The sequence below is a fragment of the Tardiphaga sp. GW821-FHT12E02 genome (genome assembly GCF_058807155.1).
The window spans coordinates 4,276,564-4,299,239 of sequence record NZ_JBXAQK010000001.1 but is presented as its reverse complement, the minus strand read 5'-3'; the positions used below and the strand labels follow the sequence as shown (position 1 = coordinate 4,299,239).

Here is a 22,676-nt window from a genome sequence, read left to right as displayed (position 1 = left end):
CGGTCACGCCGCCAAGTGAAAATCCGAGATGTGCACGCGGTTGCGGCCGTCGGCCTTGGCGCGGTAGAGCGCGGCGTCCGCACGGTTCAGCATGGCTTGCAGTGTTTCCGGTTCGGCTGAACGGATCGCAACGCCGATGCTCACGGTGGCCCTGATGATGCCCTCCGGCGTCTGAAAGGTCAGGCCTTCCAGCGTCGAGCGGACGCGCTCTGCAACGGCGGAGGCGGCTTTCGGGCTCGACGACGACAGCATGATGCAGAACTCTTCGCCGCCGAGACGGGCGGCGACGTCCTGCGCACGGATATTGGAGAAGATCACTTCGGCGAAGACGCGCAGCACGCGGTCGCCAGCGGCATGGCCGAACCTGTCATTGATCGTCTTGAAGTGATCGAGATCCATCAGCAGGATCGCGGTGTTCTGCGGCACCGCCCGCGCGGTGTCGTCGAACAGCGCGCGCCGGTTGAGCAGGCCGGTCAGCGGATCGGTCAGGGCCTCCGACTTGTGCCGGTTGGTGGTGCGGATCTGGTTGATGGTGAGCGACAGCGCGCCAATGCCGGTGAGGCCGACGATCACCATCAGCGAGTTGAATTCCTCGGCCCAGTTCGAGGGACGTTCGGTCAGCACATACTGGCCATTAGCGAGCAGCACATAGCCGCAAGCCGCGAAGGAGGCTGCCGTCACCAGGTAAAGCAGCGCGTTAGTGACCATCAGCAGCGGCGCTTCGGAGCGGCTTTCCCAGTATTGATGCGCGGCCAGCGTGGTCAGCAATGCGATGGCGAAATTGGCGAGAGCGGTGCCGATGCCGGTATAGCCGGTCGCAAAGGCGAGGACGGTCGGCACCAGCCCGAGCGCCGTCGCCGCGATCGTGACGGTCCAGCTCGAACGATGGGCGCAGAACTGGATGGTGCCGCGATAGATCAGGCCGAAGCCGAGGATCAGCAGCGTGAAGGTCACGAGTTGATAATTGGCATCGTAGCGCTCGATGCCGAGATAGAACAGCAGCGCCAGCACGGTCAGGGTCAGACCTGTGGACCATGTCAGCAGATAGGTTTCCGACCGCGCAACGATCCAGGTCGCGAGCAAAGTGAATGCGAGCGCCGTGCAGGACACGCCGATGGCGATGAAAAGTGAGTGTTGGTCCAGCAACATGACCCGATGCGTTGGCGAGAGATGGCGCGTGTTACGCCACACTTCTTAGCACCAGACTACCGTCGTGCCATTCGGTTTCTATGGTGACAAAAACGTTACGCCAGCCCGTTGAAAAGGCGTGGTGACATGCCGCATGTGCTTGAAATTGCACGGGGCATGACGCGCCGGCCGGTATGGACGGGAACACCAACCCGCAATTGTCGCCATCGCGGTAACCAACTCTAGAGGCGCATCCGCTATGACCTTTCCGGGGATCTCGGCGGGAGCCGGGACGAAAGCCGGGCCGAACCGTCGCGCTCAGGCGAAAAGGGCGGGCGCACATGAATCTGGCAGCAGCGACCATCGCGGGCGGCATCGGCACCATCTTTTTTGCCGCCGCATCGGTCTTTTATTATCAGCCCTCCTTCATCAAGCCCGAAAAAGTGATCGATGCGGTGCTCACCACCAATCAGTCCAAGGCCCGCACGGCGGTGTCGCGGCTGCTGATCAATCCGTCGTCGGCGGAGTTCGAAGGGCTGCGTTCGGTGGAGTCCGACGGCAAGAAATATGTCTGCGGTGCCGTTCGGGCGAAGGACAAGACCGGCGCCTATGCGGGCCACAAAGCGTTCGTCTACACCGTCGCGATCGATTTCGCGCGCATCGACGATGATGGCACCATCGCGCAGCGCCATGATGCCTATCGCAATTGTCCGGTCACCGCCGAGGAAGAGCGCATCGCGCAGTTGCGGCTCTCCGGTTCGCCTGGCGCCTCCGCCATGCAGGCGATGCAGAAGGCATTGCCGGGCGCGGGGACAAGCACAGCGGTGCTGTCGAGCATCGCGGGGGGCTCGTCCAATGCGAGCACCGGCGGTGTCGGCGGCACCATGCAGCAGCAGTTGCAGCATTTCTCCGGGCAGCAGACGGCGTCAGCGGGCGGCCAGCAGGGCGGCTCGTTCAAGGTGGCCTCCACCAAGCCGGTGATCGGCGACGAGGCCGAATGGCAGGCCAGCAAGCCGCCGGCGGCATGGCCCGTATTTCCTCCAGGGGATGAATTGTCGAAGCCGGCGCCGAAGCGCAGCAATGCGGGAGCTCTGGCACTGGCAAAGGCGGTCGAGGAGCGCTGGGCGCAATCCGAATCAGGAAATGTGCCGCGGCCATCGCTGCAGGAGATCCGCGACGCCGAGCGTGCCTTGCTGGCCATCGATGCCAAGGGACCGGATTTCCGTGCAGCATGGGCTGCCTTCGTCCGTCTGCGGGTGATCGAGCGCGAAGCCGCCGCCTGAACGCGAAAACTGCTGCTTCAGCTGTCGCACCGGGCTGTGTTTCGGAACGGGACGCCATGCACCGCGTTTCACTCCCAGACAGAAAGGTGCGACCCATGAAGAAGATATTGGCAATTACATCGGCGGTGTTGCTGGCCGCCAGTTTCGCAACGACCGCTGCTTCGGCGAAAAAGATGAAGCGTGGCTATCATTCGCATCATCACAGCCAGTATTACGGCGGTGGCCACCGCTACCAGCGCGGGCCGGCCTATGGCTCCTACGGCATGATGCGCGGCGGCCGGACGCCGTATTATCCCGGCTATGGCGCATCCATGCAGGGCAATAACGGCAACTCCGCCTTCGGCAACAACTCGCTCGGCCATATCCAAGGCGGCAATATCGGCGGCGGCAAATAGCCCTCGCCGAAGCGCGGACGCATCAGGCGTCCGCGGTCTCCTTGATCTCGTAGCGGTCGCGAAACAGCAGCACGACAGTCTGCAAGCGGTCGCGCCAGATGTCCGCCTTGACGGCGCCCGCCGCCGGCAGGATGCGCAGCATCGCATTCCATGGGCGCGAGCCGTAGACGACGATCTCGAAACCGTTGGTCGGATATTTTTCGCCGGCCTGTAACGCTTTGATGATCAGCTCGGCCAGTTCGTCGCGGCTGACTTCCCGCGTGCTCTCCACGGCGAGTTGCGGTTCGAGCGACACAGGCGGCTTGTCTTCGGGAACGATGGGATCGAGACCCTCGCGTGCGCCGTCATCGACCGCACCGGTCTTGTCGCCCGAGGCGCTCTTTGCCGTGCCGGCATCGAACTTGACCGGCTCGAATGGCTTCGTGGCTGCATTGCCGCCCGGCCGCTTGACCAACCGATCAATCAGGCTCAGCAGTCCACGGTCGCGTTCAGTCTCGCTCACAGTGAGTCTCTTTGTTGCGATACGCGATCTGACCATCAGCCATCGGGTATGTCGATAGGGAAGGGCGTCGCTAGTTCCCGGGCGTTCATTGGGCGGTGCACAAACGCGCTGCGGGTTAGCTTTGTCGCAAAAGTTTCATGGACGGCCTATAGTGGGGCGGCACGCATTCCCCCTCAGACCTCGCTGCGCCGGCTGTTGGCCCGCGCCAGGATGGAGCCGATCGCCGTGAAACCCACCCGCTTGCTGTTCGCCATGTCCGCGCTGGCACTCGTCGCCGTCTCGCAGCCGGCCCGCGCCGCCGATGTGATCTGCTACAACTGCCCGCCGGAATGGGCCGACTGGGCTTCGATGATCAAGGCCGTGAAGACCGATCTCGCCATCGAGATGCCGCACGATAACAAAAATTCCGGCCAGGCGCTGGCGCAGATCCTCGCCGAAAAGGCCAATCCGGTCGGCGATATCGGCTATTTCGGCGTCACCTTCGGCATGAAGGCGAAGGCGCAGGATGCGCTCGAGCCCTACAAGCCCGCGGGCTTCGATCAGGTCGATGCCGGCCTGAAGGATGCAGAAGGCTACTGGACCACGATCCACTCCGGCACGCTCGGCTTCTTCGTCAACAAGGACGCGCTCGGCGGCAAGCCGGTGCCGAAGTGCTGGAAGGATCTCACCAAGCCCGACTACAAGGGCATGGTCGGTTATCTCGATCCCACCTCGGCCGCCGTCGGCTATGTCGGCGCCGTTGCTGCCAATCTGGCGCTCGGTGGCTCGGACACCAATTTCGATCCGGGCATCGCCTTCTTCAAGGAGCTGAAGAAGAACGACGCCATGGTGCCGAAGCAGACCTCCTACGCCCGCGTGGTCTCCGGCGAAATGCCTATCCTGTTCGACTACGACTTCAACGCCTATCGCGCGAAATATAGCGAGAAGGGCAATTTCGAATTCGTCATTCCCTGCGAAGGCACCGTGGTGTTCCCTTACGTGGTCGGTCTCGTGAAGAACGCGCCGCATAAGGACAAGGCCAAGAAGGTCATGGACTACCTGCTGTCCGACAAGGGGCAGGCGATCTGGACCAATGCGTATCTGCGTCCGGCCCGCAAGATCGAGCTGCCGGAAGCCGTGAAGGCGAAGTTCTTGCCGGACAGCGAATATGCCCGCGCCAAGAGCGTGGATTGGGGCAAGATGGAATTGGCCCAAAAGGGTTTTAGCGACCGCTATCTCGCTGAAGTTCGTTGATGCAGTATCGTGCCGTTGTACGGCGGCACCACATGGATGAGGATAGGGCTCGGCCTGCATGGTTCGAGACGCGGCCTAAGAAGGCCGCTCCTCACCATGAGGGTCTTCTGCAGTGCTATACTCCGCCCTCATCCTGAGGAGCCCGCGTAGCGGGCATCTCGAAGGATGGCCGCAGGCTTTCTCTCGATGTCACACCGCAACTTCATCTCAGTCTGCCTGCTACCCCTTATAGTGGTCACGGCTGCCTTCTTCGTCCTGCCGATGGCGCAACTCGTCGCCGTCGGCGCCGATGGACCGCGCGGCGTCAGCGCCTATCTCGCCATTCTTACCGAGCCACGCTATCGCGCCACGCTGATCAACACCGTGATGCTCGCCGCTGCGACGACGGTCGCAACGCTGGTCATAGCCACCATTGCCGGCCTGTTCCTCCAGCGGCATCGCTTTCCCGGCCGCACTGTGCTGATTGCGATGCTGACATTTCCACTCGCGTTTCCGGGAGTCGTCGTCGGCTTCCTCATCATCCTGCTCGCTGGCCGCCAGGGTCTTGTCGGCGCGATCACGCTGGCGCTGTCGGGCGAGAAGGTGGTGTTCGCCTATTCGATCTTCGGCCTGTTTCTCGGCTATCTCTATTTCTCGATCCCGCGCGTGATCCTCACCATCATGGCCGCCGTGCAGAAGCTCGATATGGGGCTGGAAGAGGCCGCGCGCTCGCTTGGCGCCAGCCCGTGGGGCGTGCAGCGTGATGTGGTGCTGCCGGCTTTGGTACCGGCTTTCGTCGCATCAGGTGCAATCGCCTTTGCAACGGCGATGGGCGCCTTCGGCACAGCCTTCACGCTGGCCACCAATATCGATGTGCTGCCGATGCTGATCTATACGGAGTTCACGCTGGCGGCGAATTTCGCCATCTCGGCGGCGCTTTCCATCGGCCTCGGCGTCATCGCCTGGGCGATCCTTGCGCTGGCGCGCTCACTGAGCGGCGGCACCGTCGCCGCGGCGGGGTGAGCGGATGCGCGATCGCCTGATCTTTGCCGGACAACTCGGCTTCACGCTACTGGTCGCAGCATTCCTGGTCGTGCCCGTGGTGCTGTCGATCTCGGCCGGCGTCACCGTCAATTACTTCCGCGGCATCCAGTCCGGCGTCACGCTGCAATGGGTCGTGCAGGTCTGGGGCCTCTACAGGAGCGAGATCGGTCTGTCGTTTCTGATCGCTTTCGCAACGCTTGCAGTGACACTCGTTGTCGGCGTGCCTGCGGCCTATGCGCTGCATGTGCGGGGCGGGCGGTTGTCGCGCGTGATCGAGGAAATCATCACGCTGCCGCTGGCGATCCCCGGTCTGGCCATCGCGCTGGCGCTGCTCTTGACCTATGGCGGCTTCGGTGGCTTCCGGCAGTCGTGGCTGTTCATCCTCACCGGCCATGTGATCTTCACCATGCCCTTCATGGTGCGCTCGGTGATGGCGGTGTTCGCCTCGGTGGACATCAAGACCTTGGACGAGGGCGCCGCCTCGCTCGGCGCCTCGCCATGGACGCGCTTCCGCAATGTCATCGTGCCCAATGCGATGCCGGGTATTCTGGCGGGATCGCTGATGGTGATCACGCTGTCGCTCGGTGAATTCAACCTGACCTGGATGCTGCATACGCCGCTGACCAAGACGCTGCCGGTCGGCCTTGCCGACAGCTATGCCTCGATGCGGCTCGAAGTCGCTTCCGCCTATACGCTGATCTTCTTCATCATGATCGTGCCGCTGCTGGTGGCGATGCAGATATTTGCCGACAAGAGTCAAACCAGATGAGTGTCACCCCCTCGCACGGCGCGGCCGTGCATGTCGTCAATTGCGGCAAGACCTTTCCCGACGGCACCCAGGCGCTGGCACCGGCCTCGCTCGATATCGTCGCCGGCGAGACGCTGGTGCTGCTCGGCCCTTCCGGCTGCGGCAAGACCACGATGCTGCGCATCATCGCCGGCCTCGAGACGCCGGATGCGGGCGGCCGCATCCTGTTCGACAAGCAGGACGTGACGACGACGCCCATCGAGCAGCGCCATGTGGGCATGGTGTTCCAGTCCTATGCGCTGTTTCCCAACATGACCGTGGGCGAGAATATCGGCTACGGCCTCAAGATCCGCGGCGTCGGCAAGGCCGAGCGCGCCGCGCGCGTGGCCGAGATGGTGGCGCTCACCAATATCGGCGGGCTGGAAAACCGCCGCATCGACCAGCTCTCCGGTGGCCAGCGCCAGCGTGTTGCCCTTGCGCGCGCTGTTGCCGTGCGCCCCCGCGTGCTGCTGCTTGACGAGCCGCTGACCGCGCTCGATGCCTCGCTGCGCGACCGGCTGCGCAGCGAGCTCAACCGGTTGCTGCGTGAGCTCGGCATCACCGCGATCTATGTCACCCATGATCAGGCCGAGGCCATGGAGCTCGGCGACCGCATCGTCGTCATGCGCAAGGGCGCCATCGCCCAGATCGGCACGCCGCGCGAGGTCTATTTCGAGCCGCAGAATCGCTTCGTTGCCGAATTCGTCGGGGCCGCCAATATCGTCGAGGGGCCGATGGCGGGCGGGCGCCTGACGCTGCCGGGCGGCTGGCTGGCCCTGAACGACATGGCCGACAATGCCGCCGCGGTGGCGATGATCCGGCCCGAGACCATCGGCATCGTGCCCGAAGGCGACGCCTTCCTCCGCGGCACTGTAGAAAGCGTCAGCTTCATCGGCGACCGCCAGCGCGTCATCGTGACCGGTGCGGCGAACCGGCCATTGACGGTGGACGCGTCGAACAGGATCAATGTGCAGGCAGGGGAGCGCGTGGGTCTCTCCATCGCGCCCAGTGCCGTTCGTGTCTTGCCGAAAGAAGACTGATGTCGAAACCGACCATCATTGCGCAGATCACCGACCTGCACATCAAGGCGCCGGGCGAACTGGCTTACAACAAGGTCGATACGGCCAAGGCGCTGGAGCGCTGTGTGGCCGAGTTGAACGCGCTTGAGCCGCGGCCGGATCTTGTCGTCATCTCGGGCGATCTTGTCGATACGCCGACGCCCGGCGAATACGAGCATCTGTGGCGCCTGCTGGCGCCGCTCAAAATCCCGTTCATCGGCGTGCCCGGCAATCACGACGGCCGCGACATGATGCGCGCCGCGTTTCCCGACTGGGCCTATGCGCATGCAGCTGGTCCGCTCGATCAGGCCCGTACCATCGGCCCGCTCGATGTGATCCTGCTCGACTCCCATGTGCCGGGCAAACCCTATGGCACGCTGGAGCCGGTGACGCTCGCCTGGCTCGACGCGACGCTGGGCTCGTCCAATGACCGCCCAGCGCTGCTGTTCCTGCATCACCCGCCATTCCGCACCGGTATCGAACACATGGATGTGCAGGACCTGCACAATGCCGGCGAGCTTGCCGTGATCGTTCGCAAACATCCGCGCATCCGCATTGTCGCGGCCGGTCATGTCCATCGCGCGACGTTGACGACTTTTGCCGGCACTGTGGCCACGATCTGCCCGGCGCCGAACCATGCGGTGGATCTCGATCTCGCCGAGGTCCGCCCGCCGTCCTTCCGCGTCGAGCCGCCGGCGTTTCATCTGCATGTCTGGTTTCCGGACGGCGAGGGCGGCCATCTCGTCACGCATCAGGTGCCGATCGGCGACTTCGACGGCCCGCATCCGTTCTTCGGCGCGGACGGGAAGTTATTGTAGCGCTCTGTTCACCTCTCCCCACCGGGGAGAGGTCGTTGCGCCTTCGCGGCGGGGGCGCAAGCTCGGCGCGTCGCATCGACCTTACACCAGCGCATTCCCCGCGATGAGCTTGCGATAAAACTCCGCGCTCAGTTTCGCCGTGCGTTTCTGCGTGTTGAAGTCGACGTGATAGAGCCCGAACCGCTTCTCAAAACCGTCGATCCATTCGAAATTGTCCATCAGGCTCCAGTGAAAATAGCCCTGGACCGGTACGCCCTCGGACGTCGCGCGCTGCAACTGGCCGAGATAGGCGCGCAGATACATGATGCGGTCGAGATCGAAGATGCGACCATCCGGCGCCGGCTTGTCTGACGCGGATGCACCATTTTCGGTGATGAAGATCTTCTTCACGTTCCACAGTTTGGCGACATTGCGCGGTGCCCAGTACATCGCTTCCGGTCCGACGCGCAGCCAGTCGGAGTCCATGCGCGGGAAGGATGCGGGTGTCGGTATCAGTGCAAAACCCCCGGCGTCCGCGGGTGCAGCGACATAGTGCTGCGGCATGTAGATGTTGAGGCCGAGGAAATCGATGGGGGAGCCGATGATCTTCAGGTCCTCGTCGGTGAAGACGGGCGCGTTCGCGCCGGCATAAGCGAGGAAGGCATCGGTGTAGCGGCCTTCCATGATCACGGTGAGATAGCCGCCATTCATCTCACGCGTGGCGATCTCCGAGGCGCGGATGTGCTCTTGCGTCTCGATCACCGGAATGCAGGAGGCGAGGTTCTCCGCCACGCCTACTTCCGTGCCGGCGCGGCCTTGCGCACGGACCGCCTGCACCGCGAGCCCGTGACCGAGCGCGACGTGATGGCGGATCTGGTTCAGCTCCTTCTGCGTCGATTTGATTCCCGGCGCCATTTCGATCGGCGCTATGCCATAGCCGAAATCCACGAAGGTCGCGCATTCATTGATGGTGAAGACGTTCTTCACGCGATCAGTGATGTGTTTGGCGACATGGCCCGCATAATCGCCGAACGCTTTTGAAGTCTCGCGCGAGGCCCAGCCACCGAAACGATCCTGCAGCGCCTGCGGCAGGTCCCAGTGATAGAGCGTCGCATAGGGCGTGATGCCGTTGGCGAGCAGTTCGTCGATCAGCCGGTTGTAGAAATCGAGACCTTTCGGATTGGCCGTGCCGGTGCCATCCGGAAACACGCGCGGCCAGGCGATGGAGAAGCGATAGGCCGTGGTACCCAGCTCCTTCATCAGCGCGACGTCTTGCTTGTAACGCGCGAAATGCTCATTGGCGCGGTCGCCATTGCTGTTGTCGCGGATCTTGCCCGGCAGGCGCGCATAGGTGTCCCAGATCGAGCGGCCGCGGCCTTCGGCCTCGACGGCGCCTTCGATCTGATAGGCGGAGGTGGCCGTGCCCCAGACGAAATTCGGCGGGAACGCGCGCGGATTGCCGCCTTGCTGTGCATTTGCCGACTGCTGCGCCTCCGCCGGCGAGATGGCGAGGCCGGCGGCGAGCGCGCCTGCGCCTCCGACCAGATGACGGCGCGTGAAACGATGGGACACTGCAACTCCTGTGTGGCGGTTGCCCGAGAGATAGCGTCGGGCCGGCCGCAATGACAGGGGACATGAGGCCCCAGCATGGCGGCATTGGACATTCGCAGACGGCTGCGACAAAAAGAGCATGAGCGGCAATAACGTCGGCGTGAAGCGGGATGGCAGTAATGGGCATGCAAACGGCATCGGTGGCGCGCGTCGCCGTGGTGGGTCTGGGCGGGATCGGTCAGAAGGTGGTCGAAGAGCTCGATCGCGGGATTGAAGGCCTGAGCCTGGTCGCGATCTCCGTGCAGAACGCGGAGAAGCATGCGGCGTTCCTGTCGAAGCTCGGCAAGGCGCCGCCGGTGTTGCCGATCGCGGAGCTCGAAGCCGTCGCCGATATCGTGATCGAATGCGCGCCAGCGTCCTTGCTGCCCGCCATCGTCAAGCCGTTCGTGACCAAGGGCAAGACCGCTATCGTGCTGAGCGCCGGGGCCCTGCTGTTCAACGACGACCTCGTCGCACTCGCCAAGGCGCATGGCGGCCAGATCGTGGTGCCGACCGGCGCGCTGATCGGTCTCGATGCCGTGACGGCGGCGGCTGAAGGCAAGATCCATTCGGTGACAATGGTCACACGCAAGCCGGTGAAGGGCCTCGCGGGGGCGCCCTACATTGTCGAGAACAAGATCGACATCGAGAGCATCACCGAGCCATTGAAGATTTTTGAAGGCAGCGCGCGTGAAGCGGCAAAGGGCTTTCCGGCCAATCTCAATGTTGCCGTCGCATTGTCGCTGGCGGGCGTCGGCCCCGACGCGACGACGCTGCAGATCTGGGCCGATCCGGCGCTGACCCGCAATGTGCATCGCGTCGAGGTGGATTCGGATTCCGCGCGTTTCTCGATGCAGATCGAAAACATTCCGTCGGAGAATCCGAAGACCGGCCGCATCACCGCGCTGTCGGTGATCGCGCTGCTGCGCAAGCGCGGCGCGGCGCTGCGTGTGGGGACTTAACCGCCCCGCACTCCGCCCTCATGGTGAGGGGCGCGCGTCTCGAACCATGAATGGCTTGGCTCTGGAGTGCGCGGCCATCCTTCGAGACGCGGTCGAAGACGACCGCTCCTCAGGATGAGGGGCGGAGAGGGCTGAAGCTATTGCCCCTTCTCGACCTGCTGCGCGGTCTCGATCCCCTGCGTCCGCGCAATCCTCGCCAGTTCGCAGCCCTCGCAGTAACGCCGATCCTTGTAGTCGATCCAGTTATGCGCATAGACGCGCTCGTTCGGAATATCGTAGCGGGCCTGCAGCACGCGGACGAGCACGCGCCACGCGGCGATCTGCGCGTCGGTCGGCGGTTTCCTCACATTGGGATAGTTGCCGACAAATTCGATGCCGATCGTCGAGTCGTTGTCGACTTGCTGATAGGTCGATGAGTTGTCGATATATTTATTGTCGTTGCGGTTGCCGTCGCGCAGGTGGTTCGGCACCGCCCATTCGGCGGTGGACCAATAGACCGTGCCATCGGTCTCGACCCAGATCTGCACACCCTTGCGATTTTGCCGCTGCATCTGCGCCACGGCATTGCGCCAGGCCGAGCCGGGCGCGCCTTCCGATTGATGCACGACGATGTTGCGCCATTCGCGGGCGTGGCGGAGATCGGTCCATGGCACGAGCCAGACCATGTTGAGGCCAGGAATATCCGGAGTGCCGCGGGAGCGGGCGGCGATCTCGAAGCTTGTAGGGATCTAGGCGGTCGCCGGGCTGGCGAACGCGCACAAGATCAGCAATGCCCCGACGATCCGACCTCTCATGCCCCTCGACCTCAGGGCGCCTCAAGGCACCCTGAGAAGAAGCGTATCCGAGCCGTTCGCGGAGTCAAATCGGGCTCAAACGTAGGGCGGATTAGCGTAGCGTAATCCGCCGCGGAGCTTCAGCGATGAATTCGGCCGGCGGATTACGGCTTCGCCTAATCCGCCCTACGGTCGCGTCTTAGTTGAAGTATTCAGGTAGCGTGAAGCCGGCGTAGAACTTGTCGTTGCGGATCGCGGACTTGAACGTGTCCGACTTGTAGGCCTCGACAATGTCCTTCGCCCATGGCGCTTCGGCATTGCCGCGGCGGACGGCGACGACATTGGTGTAGGGCTTGGTCATCTTTTCCAGGGCAAAGGCTTCGGTCAGCTTCAGCCCGCTATAGATGGCGAAATTGCCCTGCACGGCGGCGAAGTCGGCGTCGCCCAGGGCGCGGGGCGCCTGTGCGTTTTCCAGCGGCACGATCTTGATGCCCTTCGGGTTCTTGATCACGTCGAGCTCGGTGACATCCACCGGCTTGCTGTCCTTGATCTCGATCCAGCCGAGATCGCGCAGGATCCAGAGCGCACGCTGCAGGTTCACCGGATCGTTCGGCACCACGACGGTGGCGCCGGCTTTCACGTCGTCCGCCTTTTTGTGCCTGGTCGAATACAGGCCCATCGGCGGCGTTGGCACGGTGATGATGCCGGTGAGGTCGGTCTTCTGGCGCTCGTTATAGGAGTCGAGGAACACCGTGTGCTGCATCACATTGGCGTCAATGTCGTTCTTGAACACGGCCGTGTTGGCTTCGAGGCCGGTGGAGAACTCGTAATATTTGACCGTGTAGCCCTTCTTCTTCAGCTCGGGCTCCACGCCCTTCTTGAAGCCGTCGATGTAAGGGCCGGGCACGAAGCCGACCTTGAGTTCGGTCCTGGCCGGCGACTGCGCGAGCGCGCCGGTGAATGGGGCAAGCGTGATGGCGGCGGCGGCGAGCGCCGAGAGAAGGGACTTCATGATCTGAGCTTTCAGTGAGGTTGAATTACTTCGGCGACCAGATCTTCACGTCGGCGGCATCCACCTTCACGGGGATGAGCTTCTCGTTGAAGAACGCGTCGGCAATGATCTGCTGTTCGGACAGGCCGGCTTTGGTGACGGCGCCGACCTTGTAGGAGCGATGGCTGTTGGCCTCCTCGACGGTCGCGGCGTCGATGCCCCACAGACTGGACAGCAGCTTTGCGGCGTCCTTCGGCTCGGCCTTCACCCATTTGCCGGTTTCATCCAGCTTCTTGTAGATCGCGTTCAGCACGTCGCTGCGCTTGTCCGCATAGGCTGCCGACGACAGATAGTAGCGCTTGTAGCTGGCGAGGCCGTTGCCGCCGTCAGCCAGCACCCGCGCATTGTTCTGACGCTGCGCACTGGTGAGGAAGGGATCCCACGCCACCCAGGCATCCACATTGCCGCCGACAAAGGCGATGCGACCGTCAGCAGGCGGCAGATAGGCTGGCTGGATATCCTTGAAGTTGAGGCCGGCCTTGCCGAGGGCGGCGAGCAGCAGGAAGTGGCTGCCGGCACCCTTGGTCACGGCGACCTTCTTGCCCTTGAGATCGGCGAGGCTCTTCAGCGGAGATTCCGCGGGGACCACGATGGCCTGCGCGGCAGGCGAGGCGGCTTCCTCGGCGACATAAGCGAGCCTGGCGCCGGCGGCCTGCGCGAACAGCGGCACGGTGTCGGCGACATCGGCGCCGAAATCCACATTGCCGGTGTTGATGGCTTCCAGCAGCGGCAGACCGCTGGTGAATTCATGCCACGAGATTTTGACGCCGAGCGGCGCGAGGGCCTTTTCCAATTCGCCATTGGTCTTCAGCACCGCAATCAGCGTCGATGATTTTTGATAACCGATGCGCACCGTGTCCGTCGTCTGCGCGCAGGCGAAGGAGGTCGACAACATCGTTACCAGTGCCGCCATCTGCAATGCGCGGGTGCGGCGCCGGATGGTGCGATTGAGAACATGCGAGAGCAGAATGGGGAGCATGATGATGCCGCTTTGCAAGTATCAAATTGAGATGCGCAAAGGTGCGAGAGTGGCCGGTTCCAGTCAATGAAATGGCCGACTGTAGTTGCGGGCGCAGCGATAGAAGCATTCTGCCGGAGGCAAAATGCGGAGCCAAACCTTCTCCCGGTCCCGTCCGGTCGCCATTTGCGACGGAATAATTTTCTGCATCCGGAGATGAAAGCTGCTCCCGACACGGCGGCCCGGATCGCAAATCTTGCCGAGCGTCGCTGACCTTTGAAAGCACAATCTCTGCGATCGCGCGTAGCGTTTCCGCATCACGTCGGCGCAGTGGGCGCCAGACGCAACACGGAGCAGGAATGTCCATGTCGAAGTCGAGACGCGCTGTCCTGGCCACCATCGCAGCGACGCTGCTGCTGTCGCAGATCACCAGCAAGGCGCCGGCGGCGGAGCAGCCGAAGGAAATCCGCATCGGCTTCCAGAAGGCCGGCATCTTCCCCGCCGCGAAGCAACGCCAGACGCTGGAGAAGGTCTTCAAGGCCAGAGGCATCGATGTCCGCTGGGTCGAATTCCAGTTCGGTCCGCCGATCCTCGAAGCCATCAACACCGGCAATGTCGACTTCGGCTATGCCGGCGATGCGCCGCCGATCTTCGCGCAGGCCGCGCGTGCCAATCTCGTTTACATCGCCGCGATTCCGTCGCGCGGCTACAATCAGGGCATCGTCGTTCCCGAGAACTCGCCGATCAAGACGCTCAAGGATCTCAAGGGCAAGAAGGTCGGCTTCGGCAAGGGCTCGAGCGCGCATAACACGATCGTCGCAGCGCTTGAGAAAGCCGGGTTGACTTACGCTGACATCACGCCGGTCTATCTCAATCCGGCCGATGCGACGGCAGCCTTCGCCAGCGGCAATATCGATGCGTGGTCGATCTGGGATCCGTATCTCGCACTCGCCGAGGGCAAGCAGGCGCGCGTCGTGGCGTTCTCGAAGGATGTGCAGGATTCGATTTCGTTCTTCCTCGCCAACAAGGATTTTACCAGCAAGCATGGCGACATCGTCGCGCTGTTCAACAAGACCTTTGCCGATGAAGGCAAATGGGCCGAGGCCAATCGCGCCGAAGTCGCGACCCGGCTGCAGGAGGCGACCGGCGTCGACAAGGCCGCCACCACCCGCGCCGTCGAGCGGTCGAACTACACGGTGGTGCCGATCAACGACAGGATCATCGCCACCCAGCAGGAGACCGCGGACCGGTTCTTCAAGCTCGGCCTGATCCCGAAGCCGGTGCAGGTGAAGGACATTGTCTGGACCTGGAATCCTGGGTCCTGATGCCCCGGTTGTCGGTCCCATGACCGCCGCACTGGAAAGTGCGTCGGTTGGGGAATGTTATTCTCCAAACTGCCGGTTTCCGGGTGAAAAATTCACCTTTTGTGCAGTGCGGTTGAATTCAGCCCGAAAATCAGTAGGTTGCCGCCACGGCGCCAGTGCCTCCCGAGGCCGGCCCCGATCTTCACACCTGCACAGAAACGTCATTCAATGAACGCTCCCGTGTCCAAGCCGACTGGAGTGCCCGTGCCAGTTCTCGATCAGCCAGATCTTGAGCCGAAAGGGCCTGCCATCATTTCCTTCGATGGCGTCAGCAAGATTTTCCCGCCCCGGAAGGACTCCGCCGAGGTGAAGGCGGTCGATCATATCGATCTCGTCGTTCCCGAAGGCGCCATTGTCGGCGTGATCGGCAAGAGCGGCGCCGGCAAGTCCACGCTCATTCGCCTCATCAACGGACTCGAACTGCCGACCAAGGGCAAGGTCACCGTTGACGGACTCGACATTGGATCGCTCGATGAGCGCGCACTGCGCCAGGCACGCCGCTCCATTGGCATGATCTTCCAGCATTTCAATCTGCTCTCCTCGCGCACCGCCTTGGACAATATCGCGCTGCCGCTCGAGATCGCCGGCACGCCGCGCAAGGATATCAAGGGCATTGTCGAGCCGCTGCTCGAGATGGTCGGCCTCGCCGACAAGCGCGATCGCTATCCGGCCGAACTCTCCGGTGGCCAGAAGCAGCGCGTCGGCATCGCGCGGGCGCTCGCGACCAAGCCGAAGGTGCTGCTCTCCGACGAGGCGACCTCGGCGCTCGATCCCGAGACCACGGCTTCGATCATCACGCTGCTGAAGCAGATCAATGCCGAGCTCAATCTCACCATTCTTTTCATCACCCATGAAATGTCGGTGGTGAAGAAGCTCGCCCAGCGTGTCGCCGTGATGGAAGGCGGCCGCATCATCGAGCAGGGCACCACCTACGAGATTTTTGCGAACCCGACCCATGCGACGACCAAGCGGTTTGTCGGCGAAGTCACCGGCGGCAATGTGCCGGAATGGCTGCAGTCGCGTCTGCTCGCCGATTATGCGCCGGGGCGCCAGGCGGTGATCCGCATCGCCTTCACCGGCGCCGATGCCGACGAGCCCGTGCTGTCGCGCCTGACGCGCGCTTACGGCGTCGACTTCAACATCATGCATGGCCAGATCGAATATGTCGCCGATCATCCGTTCGGCACGCTGATCGCCTCCGTCGCGGCCGAGCCCGGGCTGCAGGCGAAGCTGATCGCCGATCTGACCGCCACCCGCAACACCGTGGAGCATCTCGGCTATGTCGCCTGAACTCATCAACATGATCGCGTCCTCGACGCTCGACACGCTGGTGATGGTCGCACTGGCCGGCATTTTTGGCACGCTGGCCGGATTGCCGCTCGGCATCTTCCTGGCGACCAGCCGGGCCGGTGAGCTGTTTCCCGCACCGAACGTCAATCGGCTGCTCGGTCTTGTGGTCAATGCGACGCGCTCGACGCCCTTTATCATTCTGGTCGTCGCCATCGTGCCGCTGACGCGGCTGATTGCCGGTACCTCCATCGGCACCAGCGCGGCCGTGGTGCCGTTGACGATTGCCGCCACGCCGTTCATCGCCCGCGTCATCGAAGGCGCGATCCGCGAAGTGGATCAGGGCCTCGTTGAAGCCGCGCGTGCCTTTGGCGCGAGCCCGCTGCAGATCGTGTGGAAGGTGCTGCTGCCCGAAGCGATGCCGGCGGTGACGCTGGCGCTCACGCTCGCCACCGTCAGCCTGATCGGCTATTCCGCCATGGTTGGCGCCGTCGGCGGCGGCGGGCTCGGCGATCTCGGCATCCGCTACGGCTATCAGCGCTTCATGCCGGAAGTGATGGCGACCGTGGTCGCGGTGCTGATCTGCCTCGTGCAGGGCGTGCAGAGCCTCGGCGATTTCATCTCGCGCCGGCTCGACAAGCGCAGCCGTCACTCCTGATCTTGCGCGCACTGCGGCGCGCGCCTGTCTCGTTTCTTCACAATGGAAAATAGTATGTCTATCCGTCGTCTTCTTCTCTCTGCCATCGCCGTCGCTGCCTTCACCTCTGCTGCATCTGCTGAAACCATCAAGGTCGGCGTCACGCCGGGTCCGCATGCGCAGGTGCTGGAAGCCGCCAAGGCCGTCGCTGCCAAGAAGGGCCTCGACATCCAGATCGTCGAATTCTCCGATTACGTGGTGCCGAATGCGGCGCTGGACGCCGGCGACCTGCAGGCCAATTCGTTCCAGCATCAGCCCTATCTCGACAACCAGGTGGCCGATCGCAAGTTCAAGCTGGTCTCGGTGGGCAACACCATCAATTTCCCGATGGGCATCTATTCGAAGAAAGTGAAGACCTGGGACGAGGTGAAGTCCGGTGCGTCGCTGGCGATTCCGAACGATCCGACCAATGGCGGTCGCGTGCTGATCCTTTTGCGCGACAAGGGCATCATCAAGCTGAAGGACGACGTCGGCTTCAAACCGACCTTGCTCGACATCACCGACAATCCGAAGAAGCTGAAAGTCGTCGAAGTCGATGCCGCGCAATTGCCGCGCACGCTGCCGGACGTGGATGTCGCCGGCATCAACACCAACTACGCCTCGCAGGCCGGCCTCGATCCGGTGAAGGATGCGATCCTGCGCGAGGATCCGAAGGGGCCTTACGCGAACATCATCGCGGTGCGCGCGGCCGACAAGGACAAGCCCTGGGTGAAGACGCTGGTGGAGAGCTATCAGTCGCCCGAGGTGAAGGCCTTCATCGACGAGAAGTTCAAGGGCTCGGTGCTGGCCACGTGGTAGTCCTTCTCCCTCCCCAAGCGGCGTAGCCGCGCAGCGGGGAGGGTGGATCGACGGCGTAGCCGTCGAGACGGGTGGGGTGCTTCCCCACACTCCGTCCTTGCGTGGGGATAGACCCCACCCCGGCCCTCCCCACTGCGCCGCTTCGCAGCCTGGGGGAGGGAGCGCGACGTCGGCGCATCACTTCCCGATCAACCTGTCAAACAGCCCCGTCCATTCCTTCATCCACGCGATCGCGTTCTCGCGACGCCTGCGCGCCCGAGTTGTGTGCATTCCCACGCGACCCTCCCGGAAGAGGGCGTGCGGAACGCCGGGCGCTCAAGGCGCCCGTTGGTGCCTGATGCCGATGCGGTACTCCGCAAGGGGAAGCATCAGGACTTTCCGGAAGCCGAGCGCCGCTCAGCGTTCCGCACGCGGTGTTCGGGGTGCTGTGCCTCCGCGTGGCGGATGACAGAGCGATCCGCCAGACGCCGCCGAGAGGGTCGTCCGTCACGCGTGACCCAGCCTCGGTCCATCCGAAGGTGAGCCGTCGCCGGGCCAGTGGCAGGTCTGGCAAGGCTCCGTCCCGCCCGCAGGCGAACGTCGTCCAGGCACCGCGTGACGCCCCAACCTTGGCGCCCACCGCATCCAGCCCCGCGACCGTGACGATCGCGCTCGCCCCTCTCATCGGGGCCGGACGACAGGGACAATAATCCTCAGGTGGATTTCGTCAAGAACAAAATAGGAACATTTTCGCTAGGCGTGCTTTCTGTCATCCCCGCCTGGCACGCCGAAAGCGTGCGCGGAGCGGGGATCCAGCAGACACTGGCGAAGCGGTGTCATGCACGATGCCAGCTTTTAATGGATTGCCCGGTCAAGCCGGGCAATGACAGCGATCGACGTCTGGGGATTGTCTTCCCCTGAGAGGTTGAGGCCCCCGGCGCTGTGTGTTACCTGACGCGGCATGCGGGTATAGCTCAATGGTAGAGCAGCAGCCTTCCAAGCTGAATACGAGGGTTCGATTCCCTCTACCCGCTCCAGCCGCAGCGCCCCATAAATCTCCGATAATTCAAACGCTTAGACGTCGGCACCTTGCCGGTCAAGTTAACGTTCAGTCCCTGTGGATGACTTCTAGGGCGCGTATAGGGCGCAACATTTTTCCTAAGTTGTTGATCTGATTCGACTTTCAGAATCAGGGCCTTCGGAAACTGATAGTCAGGCTGAATACACAGCCCCGCGACGAATGTTAGCAGTACACTCTTTCAAGTAGTGGGCCGGATTCACGTGAATCTGCGAGAGAAGTCGCTATCTATGACGACAACCGAAGAAACTCCGCGCGTGGCGCTTGAACTCCGTAGAGAGTCCGTTGCTGTGCCTGCGCATGCTGCGGCAATTCAGTGTCAGGAAGTAGTCGATCTGTATTTCGGTGCGTTAGCCTCAGCGGATCTGTCGAAGCCACCGTCACCGATAACCACCTCCACGTCGATCAGGCACAACATTGCTGGCATCAGCATTGACGCAACAGAGCGGCGCCTTCGTCACGAAAGCTGGATACTAGCCAGAGCATTCCAAGATCTCCTCCGAGGTGTGCGGGAGTCGCTGGAGCGAGCTTATCTCTTGTTGGAGATTGCTTGGAAACCTCACCGCGTAAAATCCGGATCGACACTCGCCGAGTTTATTGCGCCGTTTAAAAGGCGTGCGTCGGATTTGAATTTCCCTGATCTCCTGAAACATGTGAACGAGAGCCTTACTGAGCCACTTAACTTTTCAGATGCATACCGATCACTTCAGAATGCTAGAAACTGTCTTGAACATCGAGGCGGGATAGTGGGCGCGAGAGACGTGGACGAGTCAGGAACTATGCGTCTGATGTTTCCCTACGTGCGCATTTTCTATGAGCGTCGTGGCGAGGAAGTTGAGGTAGAGACAGGTATCCCTGTCAATGCTGAAGACGGAAGCGATGAAGTTATGCTGCTCATGCGAATTTCATTGAGGGAGCGCTCGTTCAAGCTCAATGAAAGGCTTAAGATAACTGCGACCGACTTTAATGAGATCGCTTTTTCTGCGTTTCTGTTTGGGTCTGAGTTGATGGGGAAGTTGCCAAGCGGCCCAAGGGAAGAAAAAGCATAGCGCGCGGATCGCGGCCATGCACGCTCGACCTGCGCACCCCCAATGGATCTTTTCACTGCCGCGTGAAAATGGTGATGTCGGCACGCTAGGTCGTAACTATGCGCAGCACCAAAAATACGCCGTAGATGAAGAACCCTGTCGAGCAAAGAGTGAATACAATCGCGGCGTTGCGCGTCCCATTTGTTTTCCACCCCGGTGACATTCTTGGCTGCGGCCATGATTTCTTTGAAGATGGCTGAAAGAAATTATGCAGTGCTTCTGGTGACGGGAGAGATATTTCAGCGTAGGAAAAATTGAAGAAGCCTGCTGCACCGGCCAAAACGACCATCGCGCAACCGACTGCAAATGGCCATAGCGCTTTAAGGATCGGGGCAAATGCTATCATTTGCGATGGTGATGAAGACGGTAGCTTCCCGAGGGAGGAGCCGACATAGGCTAGTATAACGGCAATAGCCCCGGCATTTAGAAGAAATAGCCACTTCAGAGTTTGAAGGCCGTATTCTCTTATTCCAGTCAGAGCTGTTACCTTCAGCTCTGCGATTTGTTTCACGTATTCCAGCTGAGATTCAAAGTGGTTTCGCGAGTCCTGACGCTGTAGCGCGTTCAGATCGGCTATAGACTGTTTGATCAGGTCAGGGTTGTCGCCCACTTCGAGTTTCAGTTTTTCGATGAAAGCTCGAAGTTGGCCGTCGCTTAATGCCTCATGCGAGTCTGTCCTCGTGTCTTCTTTCTCGGAGTTCATGATGCTTTCAGATCTAACCGGATTTCGCGTCGTGGATGAATATTGTTCGGGTTGCAATTTAAAAATACTCGGATTCGACCGTCGTGACCGAATAATTTCAGCGTGAAAATCCTGTTCTTCAAATCCGCCCGGCCCGCCGAGGAAGAGGCCCAGAAAATCCCGCTGCTTCTGAAGCTGCTGATGATCTTCCGGGCGCGGGTCAAGGAAGCGGAGACCGAGGAATTACGGGAAGCGGCAGAGCGGGATTTGGCGAAGCTGGAGGCCAAGCTCGGTGTGAAGTGAGGATGGCAGAGCTGGAAGGTTGAGCGGCGCGTGGGCGATCCCTGCGCCGCTTTTATTTTGTCGGCTCGCCGGACGACGGCTTGACTTCGATGGCGAGTTCGACGCCGCCCAGGCTGAATACTGAAAAGTTTAGGGCGCACATAGGACGCAGTAAGCCGTGTAGTTGGGGTGTTTTGCGTGATTTTCCGTGCGGAGGGCAGAGCAAATAACGTGTTGTAATTGTACAGTTTAGTGCGTTTTGATGAATGAGCGTGAAGTACCGAGAAGCGTGTATTTTTGGACTTCCAAGCTGAATACGAGGGTTCGATTCCCTCTACCCGCTCCAGTCTCCCAGGAACTCATTGCGATCAATAGGTTGTGCGCGGTTCGGTCGCGATCAATCAATGTCGGCGTGTCCTGGATAAGCGCTTTCTCAGGCCATCGGGCGCAGATCCGGGCTACCTTTGCTGCGCTGACGAACACGGGCATCAAGCGCCATCGGCCCGGCGAAGCGTGATCCGCGTCAGTTCGGACGGGCGCCCGAGGCGCAGCGCGAATCCCGGCCAGAGTCCGGTGCCGTTGTTCACATAAAGGGTCATCCCGCCGACCTGGTAGCGGCCCGAGACGTAGCCCGCATTGGCGCGCGCGGCGAGCCGATCCAGCCCGACGATCAGTCCGCCATGCGTATGTCCGGAGAGCTGAAGTTTAACGCCGAGCGATGCAGCGCGCCGCGCTTCGCTGGGTTGATGGTCGAGCAAGATGACGGGAGCGTTGTCGGGGGCGTCACGGATCGCGGATTCAATATCCGGCGCGGTGAAGCCGCCACCGCGCGATGCACGATCGGTGACGCCGGCAAGGACCAGCTGCCCGCCGTCGCGATCCAGAACCACGTGCCTGTTCTCCAGCGTGACCATGCCCATCGACGCGTAATGCTGCATCCAGGCCTCATAGCCGAAGTAATATTCGTGATTGCCCGGGATCATATAGACGCCGTCGGTCGCGCGCAGGTCGCGAAGCGGCTCGACGTCAGCGCGCCGGACCTTGAGCGTGCCATCGATGAGATCGCCGGTGATGGCGATCAGATCGACGCCGAGGCTGTTCGCATGCGCGACGACGGTCCGCGCCCAGGCGGCAGGGAACAGGCGGCTGATGTGAAGATCGGTCAGTTGCAGGATCGTGTAGCCGTCGAATTGCGGCGGAAGCCCCTGGATGCGTATGTCGATGTCTTTCAGCGGCGGAATGCGTGTGGCCTGCGTCACGCCGATCGCGGCCAGGCAGGCGGCCAGACCCGCCATTCCGTAGCGGAAGCCGTCGGACACGCTGATGCCAGCACCGGGGATCAGCGCACCGACGAGCGTCGCTGCGTCCAGCAATAGTTGCATCAAGGCGAGCAGAATAATGCCACCGAATGCCCAGTTGAAAAGGACGACGACCGGGCGTGGAAATTCAGGACACAGCACCGATCCCGATGACAGCTTGTTCCAGAAATGGAATTGCGACGCCACCAGCAGAATCAGTCCGGCGACGCATGTTGCAACAAGCGGAAGATGAAGGGGCCAAAGAAAGCGGGTGACGACGAACAACCAGGGCAGGGCAAAAACAAAATGGAAAATTGGACGCCTCCAAAATCGACCGATGCGGTGAGAAGCACTTAGGCATACAAGTGCGATACCGCAATCGCGGGCGAAGGCGCCGTGCGCTCGTTTCAGGTGATTGAGATGAGAAGGTCCGGCTGACACCGGCTGAACGGGCTGTCATAACGGCCGTTGCGAAACCAAGGCCGAGCATCACGTGGATCGTCGACCATTGGTTCGGTCCCTGGACGTCGCTGCGCTCATCGGCACTATGCTTGCTTTATCCAGCGCAAAACGACGATGACGA

Annotated in this window: 22 protein-coding genes and 1 tRNA gene; 15 read left to right on the top strand and 8 right to left on the bottom strand. The window is 61.9% G+C overall.

Annotated features, from left to right (window positions below; all coding sequences use genetic code 11):
• Positions 1-3: 3 nt before the first annotated feature.
• The gene (locus AC1RQ5_RS20345) at positions 4-1,149 is read right to left on the bottom strand and encodes a GGDEF domain-containing protein (protein WP_493201307.1); all 1,146 of its coding nucleotides are present in this window, start codon (positions 1,147-1,149) and stop codon (positions 4-6) included.
• Positions 1,150-1,469: 320 nt separating this feature from the next.
• Between AC1RQ5_RS20345 and AC1RQ5_RS20340 the strand changes: the two genes are divergently transcribed.
• Positions 1,470-2,411, top strand: a complete 942-nt coding sequence (locus AC1RQ5_RS20340) for a hypothetical protein (protein ID WP_493201305.1) — start codon at positions 1,470-1,472, stop codon at positions 2,409-2,411.
• 95 nt (positions 2,412-2,506) lie between these two features.
• Positions 2,507-2,806: a hypothetical protein gene (locus AC1RQ5_RS20335; RefSeq protein ID WP_398483964.1), complete on the top strand. Its 300-nt coding sequence runs from the start codon at positions 2,507-2,509 to the stop codon at positions 2,804-2,806.
• Positions 2,807-2,828: 22 nt separating this feature from the next.
• On the opposite strand, the gene AC1RQ5_RS20330 is transcribed toward AC1RQ5_RS20335, so the two are convergent.
• Positions 2,829-3,308: a hypothetical protein gene (locus AC1RQ5_RS20330; RefSeq protein ID WP_493201302.1), complete on the bottom strand. Its 480-nt coding sequence runs from the start codon at positions 3,306-3,308 to the stop codon at positions 2,829-2,831.
• A 225-nt stretch (positions 3,309-3,533) separates the two neighbouring features.
• Between AC1RQ5_RS20330 and AC1RQ5_RS20325 the strand changes: the two genes are divergently transcribed.
• The 5 genes from AC1RQ5_RS20325 to AC1RQ5_RS20305 all read left to right on the top strand — a co-directional run bounded on the left by AC1RQ5_RS20325 (position 3,534) and on the right by AC1RQ5_RS20305 (position 8,227).
• Complete coding sequence (locus AC1RQ5_RS20325) at positions 3,534-4,541, top strand: ABC transporter substrate-binding protein (protein ID WP_493201300.1); 1,008 nt, start codon at positions 3,534-3,536, stop codon at positions 4,539-4,541.
• Between the two features lie 186 nt (positions 4,542-4,727).
• Positions 4,728-5,543, top strand: a complete 816-nt coding sequence (locus AC1RQ5_RS20320) for an ABC transporter permease (RefSeq protein ID WP_493201298.1) — start codon at positions 4,728-4,730, stop codon at positions 5,541-5,543.
• 4 nt (positions 5,544-5,547) lie between these two features.
• On the top strand, positions 5,548-6,333 hold the full coding sequence (locus AC1RQ5_RS20315; protein ID WP_398483973.1) for an ABC transporter permease: 786 nt from the start codon (positions 5,548-5,550) through the stop codon (positions 6,331-6,333).
• Positions 6,330-7,391, top strand: a complete 1,062-nt coding sequence (locus AC1RQ5_RS20310; RefSeq protein WP_493201296.1) for an ABC transporter ATP-binding protein — start codon at positions 6,330-6,332, stop codon at positions 7,389-7,391. The genes AC1RQ5_RS20315 and AC1RQ5_RS20310 overlap by 4 nt, the downstream gene beginning before the upstream one ends.
• Complete coding sequence (locus tag AC1RQ5_RS20305) at positions 7,388-8,227, top strand: phosphodiesterase (protein WP_493203499.1); 840 nt, start codon at positions 7,388-7,390, stop codon at positions 8,225-8,227. The genes AC1RQ5_RS20310 and AC1RQ5_RS20305 overlap by 4 nt, the downstream gene beginning before the upstream one ends.
• A gap of 81 nt (positions 8,228-8,308) precedes the next feature.
• Here AC1RQ5_RS20305 and AC1RQ5_RS20300 read toward each other — a convergent pair whose 3' ends face one another.
• On the bottom strand, positions 8,309-9,778 hold the full coding sequence (locus AC1RQ5_RS20300) for a GH1 family beta-glucosidase (RefSeq protein WP_493201294.1): 1,470 nt from the start codon (positions 9,776-9,778) through the stop codon (positions 8,309-8,311).
• A gap of 158 nt (positions 9,779-9,936) precedes the next feature.
• Between AC1RQ5_RS20300 and AC1RQ5_RS20295 the strand changes: the two genes are divergently transcribed.
• A complete protein-coding gene (locus AC1RQ5_RS20295; RefSeq protein ID WP_398484489.1) occupies positions 9,937-10,758 on the top strand; it encodes an aspartate dehydrogenase in 822 nt (273 codons plus the stop codon).
• Positions 10,759-10,895: 137 nt separating this feature from the next.
• On the opposite strand, the gene AC1RQ5_RS20290 is transcribed toward AC1RQ5_RS20295, so the two are convergent.
• From AC1RQ5_RS20290 to AC1RQ5_RS20280, 3 genes are all read right to left on the bottom strand, one after another.
• Entirely contained in the window at positions 10,896-11,486 is a 591-nt protein-coding gene (locus tag AC1RQ5_RS20290; RefSeq protein ID WP_493203497.1) for a peptidoglycan recognition protein family protein, read from the bottom strand.
• Between the two features lie 244 nt (positions 11,487-11,730).
• Positions 11,731-12,543 carry a MetQ/NlpA family ABC transporter substrate-binding protein gene (locus AC1RQ5_RS20285; protein ID WP_493201291.1) on the bottom strand — a complete coding sequence of 271 codons (813 nt, stop codon included), beginning with the start codon at positions 12,541-12,543 and terminating at the stop codon, positions 11,731-11,733.
• A gap of 25 nt (positions 12,544-12,568) precedes the next feature.
• The gene (locus AC1RQ5_RS20280; RefSeq protein ID WP_493203495.1) at positions 12,569-13,495 is read right to left on the bottom strand and encodes an aliphatic sulfonate ABC transporter substrate-binding protein; all 927 of its coding nucleotides are present in this window, start codon (positions 13,493-13,495) and stop codon (positions 12,569-12,571) included.
• 410 nt (positions 13,496-13,905) lie between these two features.
• Here AC1RQ5_RS20280 and AC1RQ5_RS20275 point away from each other — a divergent pair, with 410 nt between their 5' ends.
• From AC1RQ5_RS20275 to AC1RQ5_RS20250, 6 genes are all read left to right on the top strand, one after another.
• Complete coding sequence (locus tag AC1RQ5_RS20275) at positions 13,906-14,865, top strand: aliphatic sulfonate ABC transporter substrate-binding protein (protein WP_493201289.1); 960 nt, start codon at positions 13,906-13,908, stop codon at positions 14,863-14,865.
• Between the two features lie 207 nt (positions 14,866-15,072).
• The gene (locus AC1RQ5_RS20270; RefSeq protein ID WP_493201287.1) at positions 15,073-16,194 is read left to right on the top strand and encodes a methionine ABC transporter ATP-binding protein; all 1,122 of its coding nucleotides are present in this window, start codon (positions 15,073-15,075) and stop codon (positions 16,192-16,194) included.
• Entirely contained in the window at positions 16,184-16,849 is a 666-nt protein-coding gene (locus AC1RQ5_RS20265) for a methionine ABC transporter permease (protein WP_398484500.1), read from the top strand. Before AC1RQ5_RS20270 ends, AC1RQ5_RS20265 begins: the two co-directional genes overlap by 11 nt.
• A gap of 42 nt (positions 16,850-16,891) precedes the next feature.
• The gene (locus AC1RQ5_RS20260; protein WP_493201284.1) at positions 16,892-17,686 is read left to right on the top strand and encodes a MetQ/NlpA family ABC transporter substrate-binding protein; all 795 of its coding nucleotides are present in this window, start codon (positions 16,892-16,894) and stop codon (positions 17,684-17,686) included.
• A 942-nt stretch (positions 17,687-18,628) separates the two neighbouring features.
• Positions 18,629-18,702, top strand: a tRNA-Gly gene (locus AC1RQ5_RS20255).
• Positions 18,703-18,973: 271 nt separating this feature from the next.
• A complete protein-coding gene (locus AC1RQ5_RS20250) occupies positions 18,974-19,792 on the top strand; it encodes a hypothetical protein (protein WP_493201282.1) in 819 nt (272 codons plus the stop codon).
• An 85-nt stretch (positions 19,793-19,877) separates the two neighbouring features.
• On the opposite strand, the gene AC1RQ5_RS20245 is transcribed toward AC1RQ5_RS20250, so the two are convergent.
• Positions 19,878-20,534 (bottom strand): hypothetical protein, encoded by a 657-nt coding sequence (locus tag AC1RQ5_RS20245; RefSeq protein WP_493201280.1) that lies wholly within the window; start codon positions 20,532-20,534, stop codon positions 19,878-19,880.
• Between the two features lie 102 nt (positions 20,535-20,636).
• Between AC1RQ5_RS20245 and AC1RQ5_RS20240 the strand changes: the two genes are divergently transcribed.
• Entirely contained in the window at positions 20,637-20,816 is a 180-nt protein-coding gene (locus AC1RQ5_RS20240; RefSeq protein ID WP_493201278.1) for a hypothetical protein, read from the top strand.
• Between the two features lie 467 nt (positions 20,817-21,283).
• Here AC1RQ5_RS20240 and AC1RQ5_RS20235 read toward each other — a convergent pair whose 3' ends face one another.
• On the bottom strand, positions 21,284-22,408 hold the full coding sequence (locus AC1RQ5_RS20235) for a metallophosphoesterase (protein WP_493203493.1): 1,125 nt from the start codon (positions 22,406-22,408) through the stop codon (positions 21,284-21,286).
• Positions 22,409-22,676: the final 268 nt, after the last annotated feature.

Coding starts and splice junctions, on each gene's coding strand:
- AC1RQ5_RS20345 (WP_493201307.1), bottom strand. CDS start 1,149: ATGTTGCTGGACCAACACTCACTTTTCATCGCCATCGGCGTGTCCTGC.
- AC1RQ5_RS20340 (WP_493201305.1), top strand. CDS start 1,470: ATGAATCTGGCAGCAGCGACCATCGCGGGCGGCATCGGCACCATCTTT.
- AC1RQ5_RS20335 (WP_398483964.1), top strand. CDS start 2,507: ATGAAGAAGATATTGGCAATTACATCGGCGGTGTTGCTGGCCGCCAGT.
- AC1RQ5_RS20320 (WP_493201298.1), top strand. CDS start 4,728: ATGTCACACCGCAACTTCATCTCAGTCTGCCTGCTACCCCTTATAGTG.
- AC1RQ5_RS20315 (WP_398483973.1), top strand. CDS start 5,548: ATGCGCGATCGCCTGATCTTTGCCGGACAACTCGGCTTCACGCTACTG.
- AC1RQ5_RS20310 (WP_493201296.1), top strand. CDS start 6,330: ATGAGTGTCACCCCCTCGCACGGCGCGGCCGTGCATGTCGTCAATTGC.
- AC1RQ5_RS20295 (WP_398484489.1), top strand. CDS start 9,937: ATGGGCATGCAAACGGCATCGGTGGCGCGCGTCGCCGTGGTGGGTCTG.
- AC1RQ5_RS20285 (WP_493201291.1), bottom strand. CDS start 12,543: ATGAAGTCCCTTCTCTCGGCGCTCGCCGCCGCCGCCATCACGCTTGCC.
- AC1RQ5_RS20280 (WP_493203495.1), bottom strand. CDS start 13,495: ATGGCGGCACTGGTAACGATGTTGTCGACCTCCTTCGCCTGCGCGCAG.
- AC1RQ5_RS20275 (WP_493201289.1), top strand. CDS start 13,906: ATGTCGAAGTCGAGACGCGCTGTCCTGGCCACCATCGCAGCGACGCTG.
- AC1RQ5_RS20270 (WP_493201287.1), top strand. CDS start 15,073: ATGAACGCTCCCGTGTCCAAGCCGACTGGAGTGCCCGTGCCAGTTCTC.
- AC1RQ5_RS20265 (WP_398484500.1), top strand. CDS start 16,184: ATGTCGCCTGAACTCATCAACATGATCGCGTCCTCGACGCTCGACACG.
- AC1RQ5_RS20260 (WP_493201284.1), top strand. CDS start 16,892: ATGGAAAATAGTATGTCTATCCGTCGTCTTCTTCTCTCTGCCATCGCC.
- AC1RQ5_RS20250 (WP_493201282.1), top strand. CDS start 18,974: ATGACGACAACCGAAGAAACTCCGCGCGTGGCGCTTGAACTCCGTAGA.
- AC1RQ5_RS20245 (WP_493201280.1), bottom strand. CDS start 20,534: ATGAACTCCGAGAAAGAAGACACGAGGACAGACTCGCATGAGGCATTA.